Source organism: Actinomadura sp. WMMB 499, assembly GCF_008824145.1.
In the GTDB taxonomy this organism is placed as follows: Bacteria; Actinomycetota; Actinomycetes; order Streptosporangiales; family Streptosporangiaceae; genus Spirillospora.
The window spans coordinates 9,039,473-9,058,972 of sequence record NZ_CP044407.1 but is presented as its reverse complement, the minus strand read 5'-3'; the positions used below and the strand labels follow the sequence as shown (position 1 = coordinate 9,058,972).

The 19,500-nt window shown below is 73.7% G+C and carries 16 protein-coding genes; 10 read left to right on the top strand and 6 right to left on the bottom strand.

The features are described from left to right. Window positions 1-52: 52 nt before the first annotated feature. A complete protein-coding gene (locus F7P10_RS41340) occupies window positions 53-1,435 on the top strand; it encodes an NADP-dependent succinic semialdehyde dehydrogenase (RefSeq protein ID WP_151017578.1) in 1,383 nt (460 codons plus the stop codon). Between the two features lie 56 nt (window positions 1,436-1,491). Here the strand turns inward: F7P10_RS41340 and F7P10_RS41335 are convergent, their stop codons facing one another. Further along, window positions 1,492-4,761 (bottom strand): hypothetical protein, encoded by a 3,270-nt coding sequence (locus tag F7P10_RS41335; RefSeq protein WP_151017576.1) that lies wholly within the window; start codon window positions 4,759-4,761, stop codon window positions 1,492-1,494. 189 nt (window positions 4,762-4,950) lie between these two features. Here F7P10_RS41335 and mgrA point away from each other — a divergent pair, with 189 nt between their 5' ends. The 4 genes from mgrA to F7P10_RS41315 all read left to right on the top strand — a co-directional run bounded on the left by mgrA (window position 4,951) and on the right by F7P10_RS41315 (window position 8,071). After that, the gene (gene mgrA, locus F7P10_RS41330) at window positions 4,951-5,976 is read left to right on the top strand and encodes an L-glyceraldehyde 3-phosphate reductase (protein ID WP_151017574.1); all 1,026 of its coding nucleotides are present in this window, start codon (window positions 4,951-4,953) and stop codon (window positions 5,974-5,976) included. Between the two features lie 74 nt (window positions 5,977-6,050). Next, a complete protein-coding gene (locus F7P10_RS41325; RefSeq protein ID WP_151017572.1) occupies window positions 6,051-6,503 on the top strand; it encodes a YbhB/YbcL family Raf kinase inhibitor-like protein in 453 nt (150 codons plus the stop codon). A gap of 2 nt (window positions 6,504-6,505) precedes the next feature. Next, complete coding sequence (locus tag F7P10_RS43680; protein WP_218040301.1) at window positions 6,506-6,820, top strand: DUF6343 family protein; 315 nt, start codon at window positions 6,506-6,508, stop codon at window positions 6,818-6,820. 573 nt (window positions 6,821-7,393) lie between these two features. Next, window positions 7,394-8,071, top strand: a complete 678-nt coding sequence (locus F7P10_RS41315; RefSeq protein ID WP_151017570.1) for an SDR family oxidoreductase — start codon at window positions 7,394-7,396, stop codon at window positions 8,069-8,071. 91 nt (window positions 8,072-8,162) lie between these two features. On the opposite strand, the gene F7P10_RS41310 is transcribed toward F7P10_RS41315, so the two are convergent. Then, a complete protein-coding gene (locus F7P10_RS41310; RefSeq protein WP_151017568.1) occupies window positions 8,163-8,564 on the bottom strand; it encodes a DUF2267 domain-containing protein in 402 nt (133 codons plus the stop codon). Window positions 8,565-9,097: 533 nt separating this feature from the next. On the opposite strand from F7P10_RS41310, the gene F7P10_RS41305 reads away from it, so the two are divergent. Next, complete coding sequence (locus tag F7P10_RS41305) at window positions 9,098-10,114, top strand: SigB/SigF/SigG family RNA polymerase sigma factor (protein WP_151017566.1); 1,017 nt, start codon at window positions 9,098-9,100, stop codon at window positions 10,112-10,114. A gap of 40 nt (window positions 10,115-10,154) precedes the next feature. Here the strand turns inward: F7P10_RS41305 and F7P10_RS41300 are convergent, their stop codons facing one another. Beyond that, window positions 10,155-11,015 (bottom strand): serine protease, encoded by an 861-nt coding sequence (locus F7P10_RS41300; protein WP_151017564.1) that lies wholly within the window; start codon window positions 11,013-11,015, stop codon window positions 10,155-10,157. Window positions 11,016-11,113: 98 nt separating this feature from the next. On the opposite strand from F7P10_RS41300, the gene F7P10_RS41295 reads away from it, so the two are divergent. Then, window positions 11,114-12,136 (top strand): Gfo/Idh/MocA family protein, encoded by a 1,023-nt coding sequence (locus tag F7P10_RS41295; protein ID WP_151017562.1) that lies wholly within the window; start codon window positions 11,114-11,116, stop codon window positions 12,134-12,136. On the opposite strand, the gene glpK is transcribed toward F7P10_RS41295, so the two are convergent. Further along, window positions 12,112-13,620, bottom strand: a complete 1,509-nt coding sequence (gene glpK / locus F7P10_RS41290; protein WP_151017560.1) for a glycerol kinase GlpK — start codon at window positions 13,618-13,620, stop codon at window positions 12,112-12,114. The genes F7P10_RS41295 and glpK overlap by 25 nt on opposite strands. Beyond that, window positions 13,613-14,503, bottom strand: a complete 891-nt coding sequence (locus F7P10_RS41285) for an MIP/aquaporin family protein (protein WP_254716288.1) — start codon at window positions 14,501-14,503, stop codon at window positions 13,613-13,615. Before F7P10_RS41285 ends, glpK begins: the two co-directional genes overlap by 8 nt. A gap of 349 nt (window positions 14,504-14,852) precedes the next feature. Between F7P10_RS41285 and F7P10_RS41280 the strand changes: the two genes are divergently transcribed. Next, window positions 14,853-16,025, top strand: a complete 1,173-nt coding sequence (locus tag F7P10_RS41280; RefSeq protein ID WP_151017558.1) for a serine hydrolase — start codon at window positions 14,853-14,855, stop codon at window positions 16,023-16,025. 126 nt (window positions 16,026-16,151) lie between these two features. Continuing rightward, window positions 16,152-16,991: a siderophore-interacting protein gene (locus F7P10_RS41275; RefSeq protein WP_151017556.1), complete on the top strand. Its 840-nt coding sequence runs from the start codon at window positions 16,152-16,154 to the stop codon at window positions 16,989-16,991. A gap of 41 nt (window positions 16,992-17,032) precedes the next feature. On the opposite strand, the gene F7P10_RS41270 is transcribed toward F7P10_RS41275, so the two are convergent. Next, window positions 17,033-18,388 (bottom strand): AarF/ABC1/UbiB kinase family protein, encoded by a 1,356-nt coding sequence (locus F7P10_RS41270; RefSeq protein ID WP_151017554.1) that lies wholly within the window; start codon window positions 18,386-18,388, stop codon window positions 17,033-17,035. Between the two features lie 283 nt (window positions 18,389-18,671). Between F7P10_RS41270 and F7P10_RS41265 the strand changes: the two genes are divergently transcribed. Beyond that, complete coding sequence (locus F7P10_RS41265) at window positions 18,672-19,499, top strand: cyanophycinase (protein WP_218040300.1); 828 nt, start codon at window positions 18,672-18,674, stop codon at window positions 19,497-19,499. Window position 19,500 lies beyond the last annotated feature (1 nt).

The following is a 19,500-nucleotide window of genomic DNA, read 5'->3' as shown; positions in this document are numbered from 1 at the left end:
CGCACCCGGGCACGTCCCCGAACGAATCACTACATTCAGGGAGTGTCCGGACATGACGACGATCGCCACGACCAATCCCGCCACGGGGAAGGTCGAGAAGACCTTCGACGCGGCCGCGGACGAGGAGATCGACCGGCGCATCGCGCTGGCGGCGCAGACCTTCGCGACCTACCGGAACACCGAGATCGCGCGGCGGGCCGAGTGGATGACCGCGGCCGCGGACATCCTCGACCGGGAGGCCGGGGAGATCGGCGCGCTGCTCACCACGGAGATGGGGAAGACCCTCGCGGCCGCCGAGGCCGAGGTCCGCAAGTGCGCGACGGCGTGCCGGTTCTACGCCGGGAACGCGGCGGACTTCCTCGCCGACCGCCGCCCGGCGGACCCCGGCGACGTGGGCGCGCGGGACGCCTACGTCCGCTACGAGCCGCTGGGGCCGGTGCTGGCGGTGATGCCGTGGAACTTCCCGCTCTGGCAGGTCGTCCGGTTCGCCGCGCCCGCGCTCATGGCGGGCAACGTCGGGCTGCTCAAGCACTCCTCGAACGTCCCGCAGACCGCGCTGTTCCTCGAGGACCTCTTCCGCCGCGCCGGATTCCCCGCCGGGGCCTTCCAGACGCTGCTGATCGGCTCGGCCAAGGTCGAGCGGGTGCTGCGCGACCCCCGGGTGAAGGCCGCCACGCTCACCGGCAGCGAGCCCGCCGGACGGTCGGTGGCCGCGATCGCCGGCGACGAGATCAAGCCGACCGTGCTGGAACTCGGCGGCAGCGACCCCTTCGTGGTCATGCCGTCCGCCGACATCGCGGCGGCCGCGCGCACGGCCGCCGACTCCCGGTGCCTCAACAACGGGCAGAGCTGCATCTCGGCGAAGCGCTTCATCGTCCACGAGGACTGCGCCGACGAGTTCGAGGAGCTGTTCGTCGCGGCGATGCGCGCCAAGCGGGTCGGCGACCCCATGGACGCCTCCACCGACATCGGCCCGCTGGTCAGCGAGGACGGCCGCGCCGACGTCGAGGAGCTGGTCGCGGACGCCGTCGGCAAGGGCGCGCGGGTCCTGTGCGGGGGCGAGCGCCCGGACCGTCCCGGCTGGTACTACCCGCCGACCGTGCTCACCGACCTCACCACCGAGATGCGCGTGTTCCAGGAGGAGGTCTTCGGGCCCGTCGCGTCGCTGTACCGGGTCCGCGACATCGGCGTGGCGATCGAGCTGGCGAACGCTACCGGCTTCGGGCTCGGCTCCAACGCGTGGACGCGCGACGCGGCCGAGCAGGACCGGTTCGTCCGGGAACTGGACGCCGGGCAGGTCTTCGTCAACGGGATGACGACCTCGTACCCGCAGCTGCCCTTCGGCGGCGTCAAGCGCTCCGGATACGGACGGGAACTGTCCGCCGAGGGCATGCACGAGTTCTGCAACGCCAAGACGATCTGGGCGGCCGCCTGACCCGTCACGCGTCCGGGTCATGCGTCCGGGTCATGCGTCCGGGTCATGCGTCCGGGTCATGCGTCCGGGTCGGTGTCGATCGCCTTCCGCCGGACGTCGGCGTGCGGCGAGCGGCGCAGATCGTCCAGGAGGGCCCGCCACTCGTCCGGCCATCCGGCCGTGCCGCCCGCCGTGCCGACGATCCGCACCGCCAGCAAGTGCGCCACGAGGTGCTCCCGACCGGCCAGGCGCCGGGCGGCCGGTAGCAGCCGGGGAGGCGACACGGCCGCCTGCCCGTACCCGCGGCCGACCACCGTCCGGACCCGCCAGTCCACCTCCGCGAGGACCACCGGCCGGTCCCGGAGGAGCCCGGCCAGGGCGTCGAGGGCGTCGGCGAGCTCGTTCGCCGCCGCCGTGCGGGCGTCGGCCAGCGGCGGAAGGTCGAACGTCAGCTCCACGACCTGCGGAAGGAGCAGCGGCCGGTCCCGCAGCAGCTCGATCGTCCGGCGCAGCAGCGCCGCGCGCCGTTCGCCGGGCGGCGTGCCCGCCCGCGAGCCGCCGACCGCCCCGACGAGGGCGAGCAGCCGACGCCGCCCGGGGCCGCCGGACTCGGCGGCGGGCAGCAGCCGGGCCAGGACGTCCAGGGTCTGCGCGCCGACCACCTCGGCGGCCACGAGGGGCCCGAGGATCCGCAGGTCGACGTCGCCGGCGGGGTCCGCGGCGTCGCCGACGGTCGCGAGGAGATCATCGAACCCGCCCGTGTAGTCCCACGCCCACGCCTGGAACGCGCGACTCCCGCGGAACCGGACGCCGGGGCCGTCCGCGGCGGCGAGCAGCAGCCGGACGAGCGCGGCGTACCGGGGCCGGTCGGCGGGCGCGTACTCCTGCGGCTGCGCCTGGAAGAGGGTGCGCAGCAGCGGTTCGGACGCGTACGGACCGGCGGCCCCCTCGAGGGCGGCGAACGCGCGGGGGTCGCCCGGGATCCGGCGCAGGGCCGCGGCGACGGCGGCGCGCACGTCCCGGTGCAGTCCCGGGTCGCGCCACGCGCCGAGCAGGGCGTCGGCCGCGCCCGGCGGCCGCAGCCGCTCCAGCAGCCGGGCGGCCTGCTTGCGCATCGTCACCCGGGCGTCCGGGCCGGTCAGCGTCCCCGCCAGGACGGGCCCGAGGGCCGACGGCGGCACCGCCGCGCAGCATCCGGCGGCGGCCGCGACCGCGTACGGGGAGCCGGTCGCGCGCGCGTGCCCGAGCAGGAGGCCGAGCGCCTCGGCCGGACGGTCCGTCCCCGCCATCGCCTCCATCGCGGCCTCGGCCAGGACGGCGTCGTCCCCGCCGGCCCACACGGTGAGGTCGCCGAGGGCCCCCGGAAGGCGCCCGAGGGACGCGACGGCCGCGACCCGCGCGTCCGCGGGCAGCCCGCCGTCGCCCGCCACGCCGTGCAGCGCCTCCCGCACCCGCCCGGCCTGCGCGGGCGTCCAGCGGCCGGGGTCCTGCGGCAGCACGACGGGCGCCCGGTCCCGGCGGTGGGCGCCGCCCGGCGGGTCGAGCAGGCCCGGCAGGTCGAGGAGGTCGGTGCGGCGGCTCGCGACGACGCGCCAGACCTCGGGCAGGCCAATCGCCTCCGGGTCGGCGGCGATGAGCTCCACGGCCCGTTCCGTCCGGCGGGCCGGGTCCTCGAGCCAGGCCGCGGCGGCGTCCGCGGCGCGGTCGCCGGAGCGGTCGAGGGCCCCGGCGCGCACGTCGTCTTGGAGCTCCGCCAGGCCGAACGCCCGGCGGCCCAGGGACCACGCCAGCTCGATCGCGAGGCCCGGATCGCGCCGCTCGCGGGCGGCCCGCAACCGCGGGCGCAGGACGTCCAGCAGGTCGTATTCGGCCCCGCGCGGCAGGACGAGGTCGAGGTAGTGGCCGGGGTCCTCGAGCTGCTCGGTGCCGCACCGCGCCACCAGCCGGTCGTACACCCCGAACGCCCACGGCCGTAGATCCGGGGCGTGGGAGAGGGCGCGGTCGGCGAGGTCGCGCAGGGCCCGCCGCGTCCGGGGCGAGGAGTCGCGGGACTCCACGGCCGCGACCGCGAGCCCGTCGAGCGGCCCGGCGAGCGCGCCGTCCAGGAGCGCCACCGGGACGGACGCGATCGACTCGATCAGCGCGCACCTCATCGGGTCGCGCTCGTTGCGGGTGCGTCCCGCCAGCTCGCGCACGACGCCGCGCAGTATCGCGGGGTCGCCGGTGCGGGAGGCCGCCCGGACCAGGAGGTCCCGGGCGAGGCCGCGCCGCCTGGGGTCCCCGGTGAGGGCCGCCTCGCGGAGCGGCCCGCTCGCCTCGGCGTACGGGAGGTGGGCCGTGAGCTTCAGCGGGATCTCGGGGTCGTCGAGCTGGCTGCGGGCCGAGTGCCACACCGACCCGTACCAGTCAAGCATCCGCCGCGCCTCGGCGGCCGCCAGGTCCGGCGGCAGCAGCGGCAGCAGCCAGAACGTCTGGAGGCCCTGGAACGGGCCCCCGCGCCGATCCACGACCGCGTCGAACGCCTCCGCGCGGCGGCCCGGCGGAAGGTGCGGCAGGATTCGGGCGAGCCCGGGGGCTTCGTCCGGCAGGAACTCCCGCAAGTCCCGCGCGGACAGGAGGCGAAGGTGCTCGTTGCGGGAGAACAGCCCCCGGCGCCGACCGCCGACCGCCACCCGGGCGGCCCGCGTGAGGTCGACGGCGAACAGCCGCCGCGCGACGGGTATCGGGAGCCGGCGCCACAGGCTCTCGGCGACGTCCTCCCGTTCGAGCAGTTCCAGCAGCCCCGCCGGATCGCGGCGCGCCAGTGCCGAGACGCCGGGCGTGCGGCGCCGCAGCCAGCCCCATCCGGTTCCCCGCTCGTGCGCCAGCGCCAGGAACGGCCCCGGATGGCGTTCGGCGAGGGCGCGCCAGGCGGTGACGGCGTGGTCGAGGTCGGGCAGCCACCGGGCGACCGCCTCGCCCGAGCAGGCGGGCAGCAGGGCGGCGGCCTCGCGATCGCCCCAGCGGGCCCGGACGTCCGGCAGGAGCCGGTCGGCGAGCGCGGGGCGGCCGGCGTGGCGGAGCGTCCGGTAGAACGCCCGCCGCAGGTCCGCCGGGGCGTCGTCGAGGACGGCCGCCGCCGCGGCGTCGGAGACGGGGAGCGTCCGGACGGCCCGCAGCGCGGCCCGCCGCAGTTCCAGGTCGGCGCCCGCGAGGACGCGTTCGACGAACGGCAGGTCGCGGGCGGACATCGCCATGTGCAGGGCGGTGCGCCGCTCGTACCGTCCGCGTGCGGACAGTGCTTCGAGGATCTCGCTCAGCGCGGGAGTCCCGGCGAGGCGCCGGGCGTGCAGGGCCAGGGCGCGCATGCGCTCCGGGTACGGGAGGGGTTCGACGCGCGCGAGAAGCTCGGCGGTGCGTCCTGCGGCCGGTTCCGTGACCGGCTCGGCGGGGCTCAACGGCCCGGGCGGAGACCGCCCTTCCTGATCGTCATGGGACCGATCATGGACGATGCGGCGCGCGTCCGGCAAGTCCGGGGCGCTGACACAATCATGACCATGACATATGTGGCCGCCGACGACCGATACGAGCAGATCCCCTACCGGCGCTGCGGCCGGAGCGGGCTGCGGCTCCCGGCGATCTCCCTCGGACTGTGGCACAACTTCGGGGACGATCGTCCGCTGGACGTGCAGCGGGCGATCCTGCGCCGCGCGTTCGACCTCGGGGTGACGCACTTCGACCTGGCGAACAACTACGGGCCGCCCTACGGCTCCGCGGAGACCAACTTCGGCCGGATCCTGCGCGAGGACCTCGCCCCGTACCGCGACGAGATGATCATCTCGACGAAGGCCGGGTACGACATGTGGCCCGGCCCGTACGGCGAGTGGGGGTCGCGCAAGTACCTGCTCGCCAGCCTCGACCAGTCGCTGCGCCGGATGGGCGTGGACTACGTCGACATCTTCTACAGCCACCGGTTCGACCCCGAGACGCCGCTCGAGGAGACGATGGGCGCGCTGGACCGGGCCGTCCGGTCGGGGAAGGCGCTGTACGCGGGCATCTCGTCGTACTCGCCGGAGCGGACGGCGCAGGCCGCGGCGATCCTGCGGGAGATGGGCACGCCGCTGCTGATCCACCAGCCCTCGTACTCGATGCTGAACCGGTGGATCGAGGGCGGCCTGCTCGACGTCCTGGCGGCGGAGGGCGCCGGCTGCATCGCGTTCTCGCCGCTGGCACAGGGGATGCTGACCGGCAAGTACCTGGACGGCGTCCCCGCGGGATCGCGGGCGAGCAAGGGCACGTCGTTCTCGGCGGACCTGCTGACCGAGGAGAACCTGCGGCACGTCCGGACGCTGCACGAGATCGCCGCCGGGCGGGGGCAGACCCTCGCGCAGATGGCCCTCGCCTGGTCGCTGCGGGACGGGCGGGTCACCTCGGCGCTGATCGGCGCGAGCGGCGTCGCCCAGCTCGAGGAGAACCTCGCCGCCCTGGACCGGCTGGACTTCACCGCCGACGAGCTGGCGGCCATCGACCGGGACGCGGTGGACGCGGGCATCAACATCTGGGCGGCGTCCAGCTCGGGGTGACCCGCCCCGGACGACCGGTTTCCGAGGGCGGCGGGCGCACGATTTGTCCCGTTCCAGGCGGGCACGGGGTCGGCATGAAGGAGATGACTCTGCGCAGCCGCGCCTTCGACGATCACACGATCATCCCGTCGGACTACTCGCACGACGGCGGTGACCTGTCCCCGCCGCTGGAGTGGTCCGAGGCTCCGGAGGAGGTGGTGGAGCTCACGCTGGCGTGCGAGGACCCGGACGCGCCCTCCGGCACCTTCGCGCACTGGCTCGTGGCGGGGATCGACCCGGTGACGACCGGGCTGGACCCGGGCGAGCGGCCGACGGGCGCGATCCTCGGCCGCAACGACTACGGCGCCGAGGGGTACGGCGGACCCAAGCCGCCCGCGGGGGACGACCCGCACCGGTACTTCTTCCGGCTGTACGGGCTGGCGGAGCCGACCGGGCTCGGCACCGGTTTCACGGCGGAGGACCTGCGCGACGCGATGCAGGACAAGATCGTGGCGTCGGGGACGCTCGTCGGCACGTTCGCGCGGTAGCCGTGGACGGCACGGACGGCACGGGCGGCACGGGCGGCACGGGCGGGGCCGGGACGGGCGGGACCGGGCCGCGCCGTCCGGGGCACCGCGGCCGGCGTCCCGGCACCGAGCCGCTCACCGCGCGCAGCCCGCTGCGGCTGCGGGCGGTGCTGTCGGTGATCGCGCTGGTCGCGGCGGCGGCCGCCGCGATCGGCTTCGCCGTGAACGCCGCGGGCGGCGGAGACGACGGATCCTGGGCGGCGGCGGGGCTGTGCGCGGCCGTCGCCGTCGTCGCCGCGATCGACCTGGTCGTCATCGCGCGCCGCGCCCGCCCCTGAGCGAGCCCGCCGGACGGACGGCCGGTGCCGGCGGACCGCGAGGGCGGCCGGCGCCGCGTCACCGCCGGCGGGAGACCGCTCGCGGCGGCGTCGTCCCAGGCCCGGACGTGCTCCAGCGCGGCCGCCGTGATGGTCGACACTCTCGGCGCGGCACCCCTTCGGCGCGGCTCGCGTTTAGGGTCCCGCTCCCCGGCAATGCCCGATATCACCCATAACAGCTTCATCACCCATACGGCTTCCGTCCCTTGATCGATGTCTATGACGCAGGCATCGCCCGTCCCACACCGACCGTGCGCCGAACGGGGTCCCTGCCATGCGTCTGCCCGGTACCGACGCGATCTTTCACGACCCGTACGCGATCACCGTGGCGTGCTCGCTCGGGGTCGGCGAGCCGGGGCGTCGCGCTTCGCGGGCGCCGACCGGACCGGCGCCCGCCGCTCGTGGACGCGGGCCGCCGCGGACGCCGCCGGAGGCCCGCACGGTCCGGGCGCGCGGCGGCGAAGCCGTCCCGCCGCCCCTGCCGGAAGGGCGCTCCGCTTCGCGCCCGCTGCCGACGACGAAGGGAGATGGATCATGAACGTCCTCATCACCGGCGGCGCGTCGGGACTCGGTGCGGCCGTCGCGCGGCGGGTCGCCGACGACGGCGGAAAACCGCTGATCCTGGACCTGCACCCGCCGAAGGACGACTTTCCCAGCATGCAGGCCGACCTGGCCGACCGGCACTGCGCCGAGCGGGCCGTGCACGGCCTGGCCCGCGCCAACGGCGGCCTGCACGCGGTCGTCACCGCCGCGGGCATCGACGCCTGCGGCCCGCTGAACGACGTGCCCGCCGAGGACTGGGAGCGGGTGCTGCAGGTGAACCTGCTGGGCACCGCCGCGGTGATCCGCGCCGCGATCCCCTACCTGGAGAACGAACCGAAGGGACGGGTTGTAACGGTCGCATCCACGCTCGGGTTCCGGGCGTTCCCCGATGCCACCGCGTACTGCGCGGCCAGCTTCGGGATCGTCGGGCTCACCCGCGCGCTGGCGGCGGAGCTGGCCGGGCGGGTCGGCGTCACGATGATCGTCCCCGGCGGCATGGACACCGCGTTCTTCGACGGCCGCGACCCGCGGTACCGGCCGGGGCCGGACGCCAAGCTGAACCGGCCCGAGAACGTCGCGTCGACCGTGGCGTTCGCCCTGTCCCAGCCAGCGGACTGCGAGGTGCGGGAGCTGGTCGTCGCGGTCTGCGAGGATCCTTCGTGGCCGTGATGCCCGGGCCCGGCGATCGGACGGCCGCGGCGGGGAGCGCTCCCCGCCGCGGCCGTCCGATCGCTCGTCCGCCGGTCAGCCGGTCAGCCGGTCAGCCGGAGTGGCCCGCGGTCATCAGCTCCCTGATGTCGGCGGGAAGCGCGTCCCCGACCTTCCGCATGGTGCCTCCCTCGGTGGCGTCGTCGGTGACCTCCAGCACCACCCGCGCCAGGTAGGCGGCGCGCGGGTCATCGGTGCCGGCGCGGGCGGCGATCCGCTCGACGAAGTCGTGCCGGTCGAACCGCTCGCCGCTGCCTCCGCCGCCGTAGACCTCGGTCCGGCGCAGGTGCTCGCCGATCTCGTGTGGCAGTTGCGCGGCCAGGTTGTCGGCGAGGCCCTCCGGGACCCGCTCGCCGAGCGTCTCCAGGACCGCGCGCGTCGCCCGCTCCGCTTGGCTCCAGCCGGAGAGGCGGGCGCGGTCCTGCACCTGGCCGATGAACTCCTCGTGCCGCATGGCGTGCGCTCCTTCCTGTCCTGCCTGCAGTGATGTGCCTGAAATGCAGGAAATTCCCGTTATGCCGGGCCGTTAACGTGCACTGGGCACGCCGGGCGGTGCGCCGAGTGCGGGTGGCGCCACGGTGACGGTCGAGCACCCGCCGGTTTACCGGGTCCGGCGCGTGGGCAGAGTCAGTTCGCGGCCCAGTCGCGACCTCGGAGCCATGTGCTCGGAGCCGCGAACCTGGGCCGCACCACATTCCCCCGGTTCCCGCCCCTCGCGGAACTATGCCGGGCAGTCCGTGACGGCCCGGCATAGTTCCGCCCGCGCATCACCCGCCGCCCGGTCCCGCAGCCCCACGGCCGCGCCTGTCACGCCCCGGTTCCGTCACCGCCTCGTGCGCCGGGGCCCCTGCTCCCCGCAGTCCCGGGACGATTCCGGCCCCGCACCGTCCGCACCGCCACGTCCAGTGTGGGCCGACGACGGTCGGGTAGAGGGGGAGAGCACTTCACCCCCGCTCACCGCCCCCACGCGCGAAGGAGGCACGCCCGATGTCGTCGGCGTCGCCCAGCGTCCGTCCATCCGAGCAGGTCAAGGAGAACACCACGGCCTCAGCCCTCCCGAACCGGTCCTCCGCTCCCGATCGCCCCGCCCCGCAGGCCCGGCACGCCGGCACGCCCCGGCGGGCACCGGCCGAGGACCCCACCGCCCACGACGAGACCCCCGCACGGCAGCACACCCCCGCGGGACCCGCCCCCTCCCCTCGGCCGGGCGCGTCCGGACGGCCCGGTGGATCCGGTCGTCTCGACGACGGGCAGGCCGAGCTCCTGCTCGCCGAGATGAACCGGCTGCCCGAGGACGATCCGCGCCGCGAGCGGCTGCGCGCCCGGATCGTCGACCTGCACGCCTCGCTCGTCCGCGGCGTGGCCCGCCGGTACGCGAACCGCGGCGAGCCCATGGACGACCTGCTCCAGGTCGCCTACCTGGGCCTCGTGAAGGCCATCAACCGGTTCGACCCCGACGTCGGCGACCGGTTCGTCACCTACGCCTACCCCGTGGTCACCGGGGAGGTGAAACGGCACTTCCGGGACAAGACCTGGGGGCTGCGGGTGTCGCGCCGCATCCAGGAGCTGCGGCCCGTGCTGCAGCGCACCGTCCAGGAGTTCACCCGCGAGAACGGCCGCTCCCCCACGACCGGGGAGATCGCCGGGCTCATGGAGATCACCGAGGAGGAGACCGTCGAAGTCCTGGTCGCCTGCGACGCCTACCGCCCGCTGTCGCTGGAGGCACCGGCCGACGGCGGGCAGAGCGGCGACACCGGCGGCACGGTCGGCGAGTACCTCGGCTCGGAGGACCCCGCGCTGGACGCCTTCATCGACGGCCACGCGCTCGGGCCGCTCATCGACGGGCTGCCCGAGCGGGAGCGTACGATCCTGCTGCTCCGCTTCTTCGGCAACAAGACCCAGACCCAGATCGCCGAGCACGTCGGCCTGTCGCAGATGCACGTCTCGCGGCTGCTCCGCGGCAGCCTGGAGAAGCTCCGCGCCGGGCTGCTCACCGAAGGGTGAGCGGCCCGGCGGCGTCCGGCGGTATCAGGTCCCGGCCGTATCAGGTCCCGGCGGGCTCGGGCAGCGCGCAACTCCCGCCGACCACGACGTCGCTCCCCGCCCCGAGGCATCGGGCGAGCGGGTACGTCTGCTGCCCGTAGGAGATTCCGGGCCGCACGGTGACCTGGCCGCCGCGGGCCACCTCGCAGGGGTTGTTCAGGGTGCAGCGCTCGCCGTCCTCGTTCCCGGTGTTGTTGACGGCGACGACCCGGCCGGTCGACGCGTCGATCACCGGAGAACCGGACGTGCCGGCGATGGTGCGGCAGCCGGAGCCGTAGCGGACCGAGTCCTTCCAGGTCCACTCCGCCTCGCGGAGCCGGTGCACCGTCCCGTCGATCCGGCACGCGTAGATCCTGCGCCAGTAGCCGGAGACGATCCGGATCTTCGTGCCGTCCTGCGGACGCACCGCCGACATCTGGAGGGCGGGAACCCCGTACCGCCGCTCGATCTCGGCGTAGGTCGACTCCAGCCGGTAGACGGCGACGTCGGTGTCGGCCATCGTCGCGTACTCGAGGTTCGTCGCCCGAAGGGTGCCGAGGCTCCCCCGGCCGGTCCGGTCGAGCAGCGTGAACGTCCGCGCGGAGGGCCGGTCGACGATCACCTCGCGGGCCGCGGGCGTCCCGGTCCGCAGGCAGTGCCCGTTCGTCAGCACCAGGGCCGGGTCGCCGTCGCGGGACCGCGGCCCGCGCACCAGCGAGCCCGAGCAGTTGTCCAGCGCCACGATCCCCGTGAAGTCGACCGCGGCGTGCCGGGACGGCGCCGGCGGCCTCTCGGCCGCGGCGGCCGGTACGGCCGGTGCGGCCGTAGCCGGGGCGAGCAGAGCGATGGAGACGAGGCCGATCGTACCGAGACGTCCGAGCATTCGATGTCCTTACGTAGTCGAGTCACTACTCTCTGTCACTTGATGGTAAATCGGCTCCGGCTTCCCGAAAAGGGGTGTCTCGCCGTTAACATCGGCCCATGACGGGATCATCGGTGCGCTGGGGCATTCTGGGGACGGGCGGCATCGCCGCGACCTTCACCGAGGACCTGCTCCTCCTCCCCGGGCACGAGGTCGCCGCGGTCGGCTCGCGGTCGGCCGGTTCGGCGACCGCGTTCGCGGAGCGGTACGGGATCCCCCGCGCGCACGCGTCCTACGCCGGCCTCGCCGCCGACGAGGGCGTCGACGTCGTGTACGTCGCCACACCGCACCCGATGCACTTGGAACCCGCCCGGCTCTGCATGGAGGCCGGCCGGGCCGTGCTGGTGGAGAAGCCGCTCACCACCTCCGCCGCCGACGCCGAGAAGCTCGCCGCCGCCGCCCGCGAGCACGGCGTGTTCGCGATGGAGGGCATGTGGACGCGGTTCAACCCGCTGGTCCGCCGCCTGCACGAACTCGTCGCGGACGGCGCCGTCGGCGAGGTGACGTCGGTGTACGCGGACTTCTCGGTCGCGGCCGAGTTCGACGCCTCCCACCGGCAGTGGTCGCCCGACCTGGGCGGCGGCGCCCTGCTCGACCTCGGCTGCTATCCCGTGTCGTTCACCTGGCCGCTGCTCGGCCCGCCCGCGACCGTGCAGGTCACCGCGAGCCCGGCACCGACCGGCGTGGACGCCAACACCGGCATCATGTTCGGCTACGAGTCCGGCGCGCTCGCGCTGCTGCACTGCGGGCTCGTCGGGGACTCCCCCCACGCCGCGACCGTGGTCGGCACGAGGGGCCGCGTCGACATCGCGGCCCCCTTCTACCGCCCGTCCTCGATGACCGTGCTGCGGACCGGCGCCCCGCCCGAGGAGGTCACCGTCGATGTCGCGGGGCACGGATTCACCTACCAGGCCGAGGAGGTCGCGCGCTGCCTGCGCGCCGGCCTGACCGAATCACCCCTGATGCCGCTGGACGAGACGATCGCGATCCTGCGGACGCTCGACGAGATCGCCGCACGCTTCACCGAGCAGTTCGCGGACCGCCGTCCCGCTTCCGCTCAGTCGACGTCGACCCAGCCGTAGGTGCGTTCGACGGCTTTCTTCCAGCCTGCGTAGCCCTCGGCGCGGCGTTCCTCGTCCCAGGTGGGTTCCCAGCGTTTGTCTTCGTTCCAGTTGTTTTGGAGTTCGTCGGTGCCGGTCCAGAAGCCGGTGGCCAGGCCGGCGGCGTAGGCGGCGCCCAGGGCGGTGGTTTCGGCGACGACGGGGCGTGAGACCGGGACGCCCAGGATGTCGGCTTGGAGTTGCATGCACAGTTCGTTGGCGGTGACGCCGCCGTCGACTTTGAGGGTGTCGAGGGTGACGCCGGAGTCGGTGTGCATGGCTTCGACGACGTCGCGGGTCTGGTAGCAGATCGATTCGAGGGTGGCGCGGGCGAGGTGGGCGTTGGTGTTGTAGCGGGACAGGCCGACGATGGCGCCGCGGGCGTCGGAGCGCCAGTAGGGGGCGAACAGGCCGGAGAAGGCGGGGACGAAGTAGACGCCGCCGTTGTCGTCGACTTGGCGGGCGAGGTTTTCTGATTGGGCGGCGCCGGAGATGATGCCGAGTTGGTCGCGGAGCCATTGGACGGCCGAGCCGGTGACGGCGATGGATCCTTCGAGGGCGTAGACGGGTTTGTTGTCGCCGAATTGGTAGCAGATGGTGGTGAGCATGCCGGCTTGGGAGCGGATGAGTTGGTGGCCGGTGTTGAGCAGGAGGAAGTTGCCGGTGCCGTAGGTGTTTTTGGCCTGTCCGGGGGCGAAGCAGACCTGGCCGACGGTGGCGGCCTGCTGGTCGCCCAGGATGGCGGTGATGGGGATTTCGCCGTCCAGGGCGCGGGTGGTGCCGTAGGGGTCGGGGACCGAGGAGGGGGCGATGGCCGGGAGCATGGCGGGGGGGATGGTGAACAGGGCGAGGAGTTCCTCGTCCCAGTCGAGGGTTTCCAGGTTCATGAGCATGGTGCGGGAGGCGTTGGTGACGTCGGTGGTGTGGACGCCGCCGTCGGTGCCGCCGGTGAGGTTCCACAGGATCCAGGTGTCCATGGTGCCGAAGACGGCTTGGCCTTGTTCGGCGTCGTGGCGGGCTTGGGGGACGTTGTCGAGGATCCATTGGATTTTGCCGGCGGCGAAGTAGGTGGCGGGGGGCAGGCCGGAGCGGTGGCGGATGGTGGGGGCGTGTCCGTCGCGCTGGAGGGCGGCGGCGATGCGGTCGGTGCGGGTGTCTTGCCAGACGATGGCGTTGTGGTAGGGGCGTCCGGTGCGGCGGTTCCAGACCAGGGTGGTTTCGCGTTGGTTGGTGATGCCCAGGGCGTGCAGGTCGGTGTGGTGCAGGTGGGCTTTGTTGAGGGTGGTCTGGATGACGGCGCGGGTGCGTTCCCAGATTTCGGTGGGGTTGTGCTCGACCCATCCGGCTTGGGGCAGGATCTGCTGGTGTTCGAGTTGGTGGCGGGCGATCTCGTTGCCGCCGTGGTCGAAGATCATGAAACGGGTGCTGGTCGTGCCCTGATCCAGCGCCCCGACGAAGTCAGCCATCGTGGTCTGCCTTTCTCCCGGAGGGCGGCCCTCGCCGCCTCGCGTCCGTTCGCCTCGCGGTGCGGTCACTCCACGTCGTACTCGGGTCTGGGCTCGGCACCGCCCGGCTCCTCGTCGGGAAGGTTGCGCCCGATGAGCAGGATGTAAAGCCCGGCCCCGATGATCCCCCGATGATCGGGCCCGCGATCGGCACCCAGAAGTAGAGATCACCGTACTGATCCCGCCACGCCTCCCCGTATCCGGTGAGGAACTGGGCGAGGCGCGGGCCGAAGTCGCGGGCCGGGTTGATCGCGTAACCGGCGTTGGTGCCCCACGCCATCCCGATCCCCACCACCACGAGGCCGATGATGAACGGCGTCAGGTTGGCCAGCGGCGGCGAGTTGCGCAGGTCGGTGAGCGCCAGCACGAGGAACAGCAGGATCGCGGTGCCGATGACCTGGTCCCGGAAGGCGCCCCAGGTGCCCACCGGGAACTCGCCGTTGCCCGGCATCGTCGAGAAGACGAACTGCGTCTTCTGCGTCAGCCCGGGATCGAACGCGTGCAGCACCTCGGTGTAGTTCCAGCGGACGAGCAGCGCCGCGACGAACGCGCCGAGCGTCTGCGCGGCGATGAACGGCAGGACCTTGCGCCACGCGAACCCCTTGAACACCGCGAGCGCGATCGTCACGGCCGGGTTGATGTGGCCCCCGCTGGTCCGGGCGGCGACGTAGACGCCCAGCGTGACGCCGATCCCCCAGGCCCACGCGATGCTGTCGTGGTCGCCGAGCTCGGCGGCGACGACCTGCGCGACGACACCGACGCCGAACAGGATGAGGATCATGGTGCCGGCGAACTCCGCGGCCATCTCCCGGGCCAGTTCGGGAACCCTCGGCCGTGCCGCCATCCGCTCCTCCTCGAGTGTGACGCAGAACACGATCTCCGCGAACGTGGACAGGCGTCGCGAACGCGGTCGACGGCACGAGCCGGCGCCCCCGCCGCACCGGACCGCCCGCCACCTCGGTGATCATCGCCCGCTGGAACGGCATTCCCCGGCGCGCCGTCCCTACACGAACCCCGCGACGCCTCGCAGGACCTCCCGGCCCCGCCTCCGGTGGCACCCGCGTCGCCGAACGCGCGCCGCACGCACGTCCGGCGACGCGAATTCGTCACCCGAACATATCGACGCAGCGTCCAATATCGACCATGATCAGAGCAGTTGACCCTCCGATCCCCCACCCTCAGGGAGAGGTCCGATGCGCCGCATGCCTTGGACGTCCGCGCTCGCCCCGGCCGCCGTGACGGTCGCCCTCACGCTGACCGCCGCACCGGCGGCCGCCGATCCGGCGGCGCCCGCTCCCCCGCGGTCCGCGCCGCCGCCGTCCGCCCGCGCACCGCTCACGGCGGACGCCGAACCCGCACGGGGATTCGACCCGCTGCTCCCGTCGACCGATCCGGTGGAGCTGCGCGAGGCGCACCGGCCGCTCTCGGTCACCTACACCCACGAGGGCCGGGAGCGCACCCTGGACGACTACCTCGCCCGCACGGGCACGCAGGGGTTCGTCGTCCTGGACGGGCGGGACGTCGTCTTCGAGCGCTACACCGCGGCGGACCGGGGATCGCTCTTCCAGTCGTGGTCGGTCGCCAAGTCCTTCACCTCCGCGGCGGTCGGCATCGCCCTCGGCGAGGGCGACATCGACTCGATCGACGATCCGGTGACGAAGTACCTGCCCGAGCTGGAGGGGTCGGGCTTCGACGGCGTGTCGCTGCGCGACCTGCTGCGGATGTCGTCGGGCATCGAGTGGGACGAGACGGCCGACGTCCCGTTCGTGCACGTCGCCGCCAGCCTCGGCCGACCGCTGCCGGAGCTGGCGAAGCAGCAGGAGCGCGGCTGGGAGCCGGGCACGCGGTTCGAGTACACGAGCATGAACTCGTTCGTGCTGGCCTGGACGGTCGCGGAGGCGACGGGCGTCCCGTTCCACACCTACGTGCAGGAGAAGATCTGGGGCCCGGCCGGGATGGGGGCGAAGGCGTTCCTCGGCAACGACTCCAGCGGCAACAGCATGGGCTACTGCTGCTTCTACGCCACCGACCGCGACTTCGCCCGGTTCGGGCTGCTCTATCTGAACGGCGGGCGCGCCAACGGGCGGCAGGTCGTGCCGTCGTCCTGGGTCGAGCAGTCGACGCGGCCGTCCGCGCCCTTCAACGACGGCTACGGGTTCCAGTGGTGGCTGGACGGCGACGGCGACTTCTCCGCCAACGGCCTCGGCGGCCAGCGCATCTGGGTGTCGCCCGAGCACGGCGTCGTGATCGTGAAGTCGACGCTCTTCACCCTCCTGGGCGAGGACGAGACGGAGGCGGCGTTCGAGGCCGTCGCCGCCGAGGTCGCCCGGACCCGCGACGCCCGCACCGGGGCGCCGGCCCGCTGACCCGCACGGCCTCCCCCGCCGAGAACGCCGCCCGCGAAGCAATGTTCCGGACGGCGGGGGAACAATCCCCACCTTCCGCAAGTTAGGCTTACCTAACAGGTTTGATCCACTACAGCGGAGGGCCGCATGGCGACGGAACCGGCGCGCAGGAAGCCGAAACTCAACCGGGGGACGGTGCTGCGCACCGAGCGGCTCACCCCGCACATGATCCGCGTCGTGCTCGGCGGCGACGGGCTCGCGGAGTTCACCGCGGGCGAGTTCACCGACCACTACGTGAAGCTGCAGTTCCCCCGGCCCGGCGTCGAGTACCCCGAGCCGTTCGACATGGAGACCGTCCGCGCCGAGCTGCCGCGCGAGCAGTGGCCGGTCACCCGCACCTACACGGTGCGGGCCTGGGACCCCGGGGCGCGCGAGCTGACGATCGACTTCGTCCACCACGGCGACAAGGGCGTCGCGGGCCCGTGGGCCGCGAACGCCGCGCCGGGCGACGAGGTGCTCTTCCTGGGGCCGGGCGGAGCCTACGCGCCGCGCCCGGACGCGGGCTGGCACCTGCTGGCCGGGGACGAGAGCGCGCTGCCGGCCATCGCCGCCTCGCTGGGCCGGATCCCCGCGGGCGCCGATGCCCGGGTCTTCCTCGAGGTGGCCGGGCCGGAGGAGCGGCAGGAGCTCCCGGGCGACGTCGAGGTCACGTGGCTGTACCGGGGCGGCGAGCGGGTCGGCGACCTTCTGGTGGACGCGGTGCGGAAGCTGGACTGGCCGGACGGCGAGGTGCACGCGTTCGTCCACGGCGAGGCGACCTTCGTCAAGTCGCTCCGGCGGTACCTGCGGGTCGACCGGGGCGTGCCGATGGAGCGGCTGTCGATCTCCGGCTACTGGCGGGTCGGACGCGACGAGGACGGCTGGCAGTCGTCCAAGCGCGAGTGGAACCAGCAGGTCGAGGAGGAAGAGGCGCGGGCCCTCGGCTGAGGGGACGCGCCGACCACCCCCGCCCGCGCCGCCCGCGCGGGTCAGGCGGTGATCTCCTCGGGGGCGCCGGTGCCGGGCCCGTCGTCGGCGAATCCGGGGAGCCACCGCTCGGCCTCGGCGCGGTAGGCGCCCTCGGCCTCGAGCTGGCACAGGACGCCGCCGCCCCCCGCGAGGGCCCGGCTGACCGCCAGGTACTGGGGCGGCACCCGGAACTGCCGGGCGAGCGCGTCGGGACGCATGTCGGAGGCCAGCCCGAGGCCGCGCGCGGTCTGCTCGCGCATCCACTCGCGGTCGTAGCGGAAGCGCTCCACGGCGAACGGGGCGGCGTGCGGGGTGATGAGGTCGGCGACCTCGTCGGGGTCGACCTCGGCGTCGGCGGCGAGCCAGCCCTCCTCCCAGAGGGCGTCGACGATCGTGTCGGGGTCGCCGAGGGTGCCGATGCGCAGCAGCCGTCCGATGGACCACTGCAGTTCGGCGGGGACGCGCGCGGCGCCGCCGAAGTCCATGACGCCTAGGCGGCCGTCGTCCAGCAGCCGGAAGTTGCCCGGGTGCGGGTCGATGTGGATCATCTCGCAGCGGGCCGGTCCCGACAGCAGGAAGCGGAACAGCAGCAGTCCGGCGCGGTCGCGGTCCTCCTGGTCGCCCTCGGCGATGACCCGCGCGAGCGGGGTGCCCTCCAGCCATTCGGTGACCAGGACGTTGCCGGACTGGTCGACGACGGCGGGGATCAGGAAGTCGGGGTCGCCGGCGTAGGCGTCGTGGAAGGCGGTCTGCGCGCGCGCCTCGTCGACGTAGTCCAGCTCCTTCTCCAGCCGCCGCTTCAGGTCGGCGATCACGGGCTTGACCTCCACGCCCGGGAACAGCGGCGTGAAGAGGCGGCTGAGCCGTGAGATCTGCGCGAAGTCGCTCATCACGGCCTGCGCGGCGCCCGGGTACTGGACCTTGACGGCGACGGTGCGGCCGTCGTGCCAGACGGCCTTGTGCACCTGGCCGATGGACGCGGCGGCGGCCGGGCGGTCGTCGAACTCGGCGAACTTCTCCCGCCAGCCGTCCCCGAGCCCCTCGGCGAGAACACGGTGGGTGGTCTCGGCGGGCATCGGCGGCGCCGCCTCCTGCAGCCGGGTGAGGCTCGCGCGGAACGGGCCGGCGACCTCCTCCGGCAGCCCGGCCTCGAAGATCGACAGCAGCTGCCCGACCTTCATCGCGCCGCCCTTGAGCTCGCCGAGCACGGCGAACAGCTGCTCGGCGGTGCGGCGCTGCACCTCCAGGGCGACGGCCTCGGCGGGCCTGCCGAAGGTGCGCTTGCCGAATCCCACGGCGGTGCGCCCGGCGAAGCCGAGCGGCAGGGTGGCGAGCTTGGCGGTGCGCGTCACCGCGCGGCGGGGAATGTCGCTCACGGCCGGTCGTCCCTCGTTCGACGATGCGTCCAATGACAGCCTCTCACGGGCATCGGACGCCATGGAACGGTCGTCCGCCCGTAAAGATTCAGCGTTCGGACCGGCTCGAAGATTCCCGGGGCGGCGCCCGCCGCACGTACGTGCGGGATGTCACCACCGCACGTACGTGCGGGGATGCCGCCCCCGCGCCATTCCAACGATCCCCCCTCAATCCCACCTCGGGTGGATATGACATGACGCGCCCGCCGGACTACCCAGGGTGATGGGGGGTAGTCGAAGACGTGTGAGGGAGACGGATGCCGGACGCAAGGGCCGGTTGCTGATCATCGGTGGGGCGGAGAACCGCACGTGCGGTGCCGGGCCGCTCGAGACGTTCGCGGAGCTGGCGGGCGGCGAGGACGCGCGGATCGTGGTGATCACGACGGCGACGGAGGTGCCGGACGAGGTCGCCGAGGAGTACACGGCCGTGTTCGGGCGCCTCGGCGTCCCGTCGGTGCGGGAGCTGCGGCTGCTGGGCCGGGGCGCGGCGGACGATCCGGCGACGCTGCGGGCGCTGGACTCGGCCACGGGCGTGCTGTTCAGCGGCGGGGACCAGTCGCGGCTGCGGACGCTGGTGGGGTCACGGACGAACGAGCTGCTCAAGCGGCGCCTCGAGCAGGAGGGCCTCGTCATCGCCGGCACGAGCGCGGGCGCCACCGCGATGGGCCACTGGATGATCCTCGGGGGCGGCGGGCACGAGGTCGCCGCCTCGAGCGTGAAGGTGGGGCCCGGCCTGTCGCTGCTGGACAACGTGCTGATCGACATGCACTTCAACGAGCGGGGCAGGCTGCCGCGGCTGATGAGCGGGATAGCGCTGGAGACGCGGCTGCTGGGCGTCGGAATAGACGAGGACACCGCCATCTGCGTGGGCGACGGGCAGTTCACCGTGGTGGGGACGGGCGTGGTGACGGTCGTGGACGCGAGCCAGTGCACCGTCGCGTACGCGGCGTCCGACGACGAGCCGATGGCGATGCTCGACGTCCAGCTGCACCTGCTCCCGGCGGGGTGCACCTTCCAGATGAACGACCGGCTGCCGGCCATCGGCACGATGCGCGGCCCGAAGGGGGACTGAC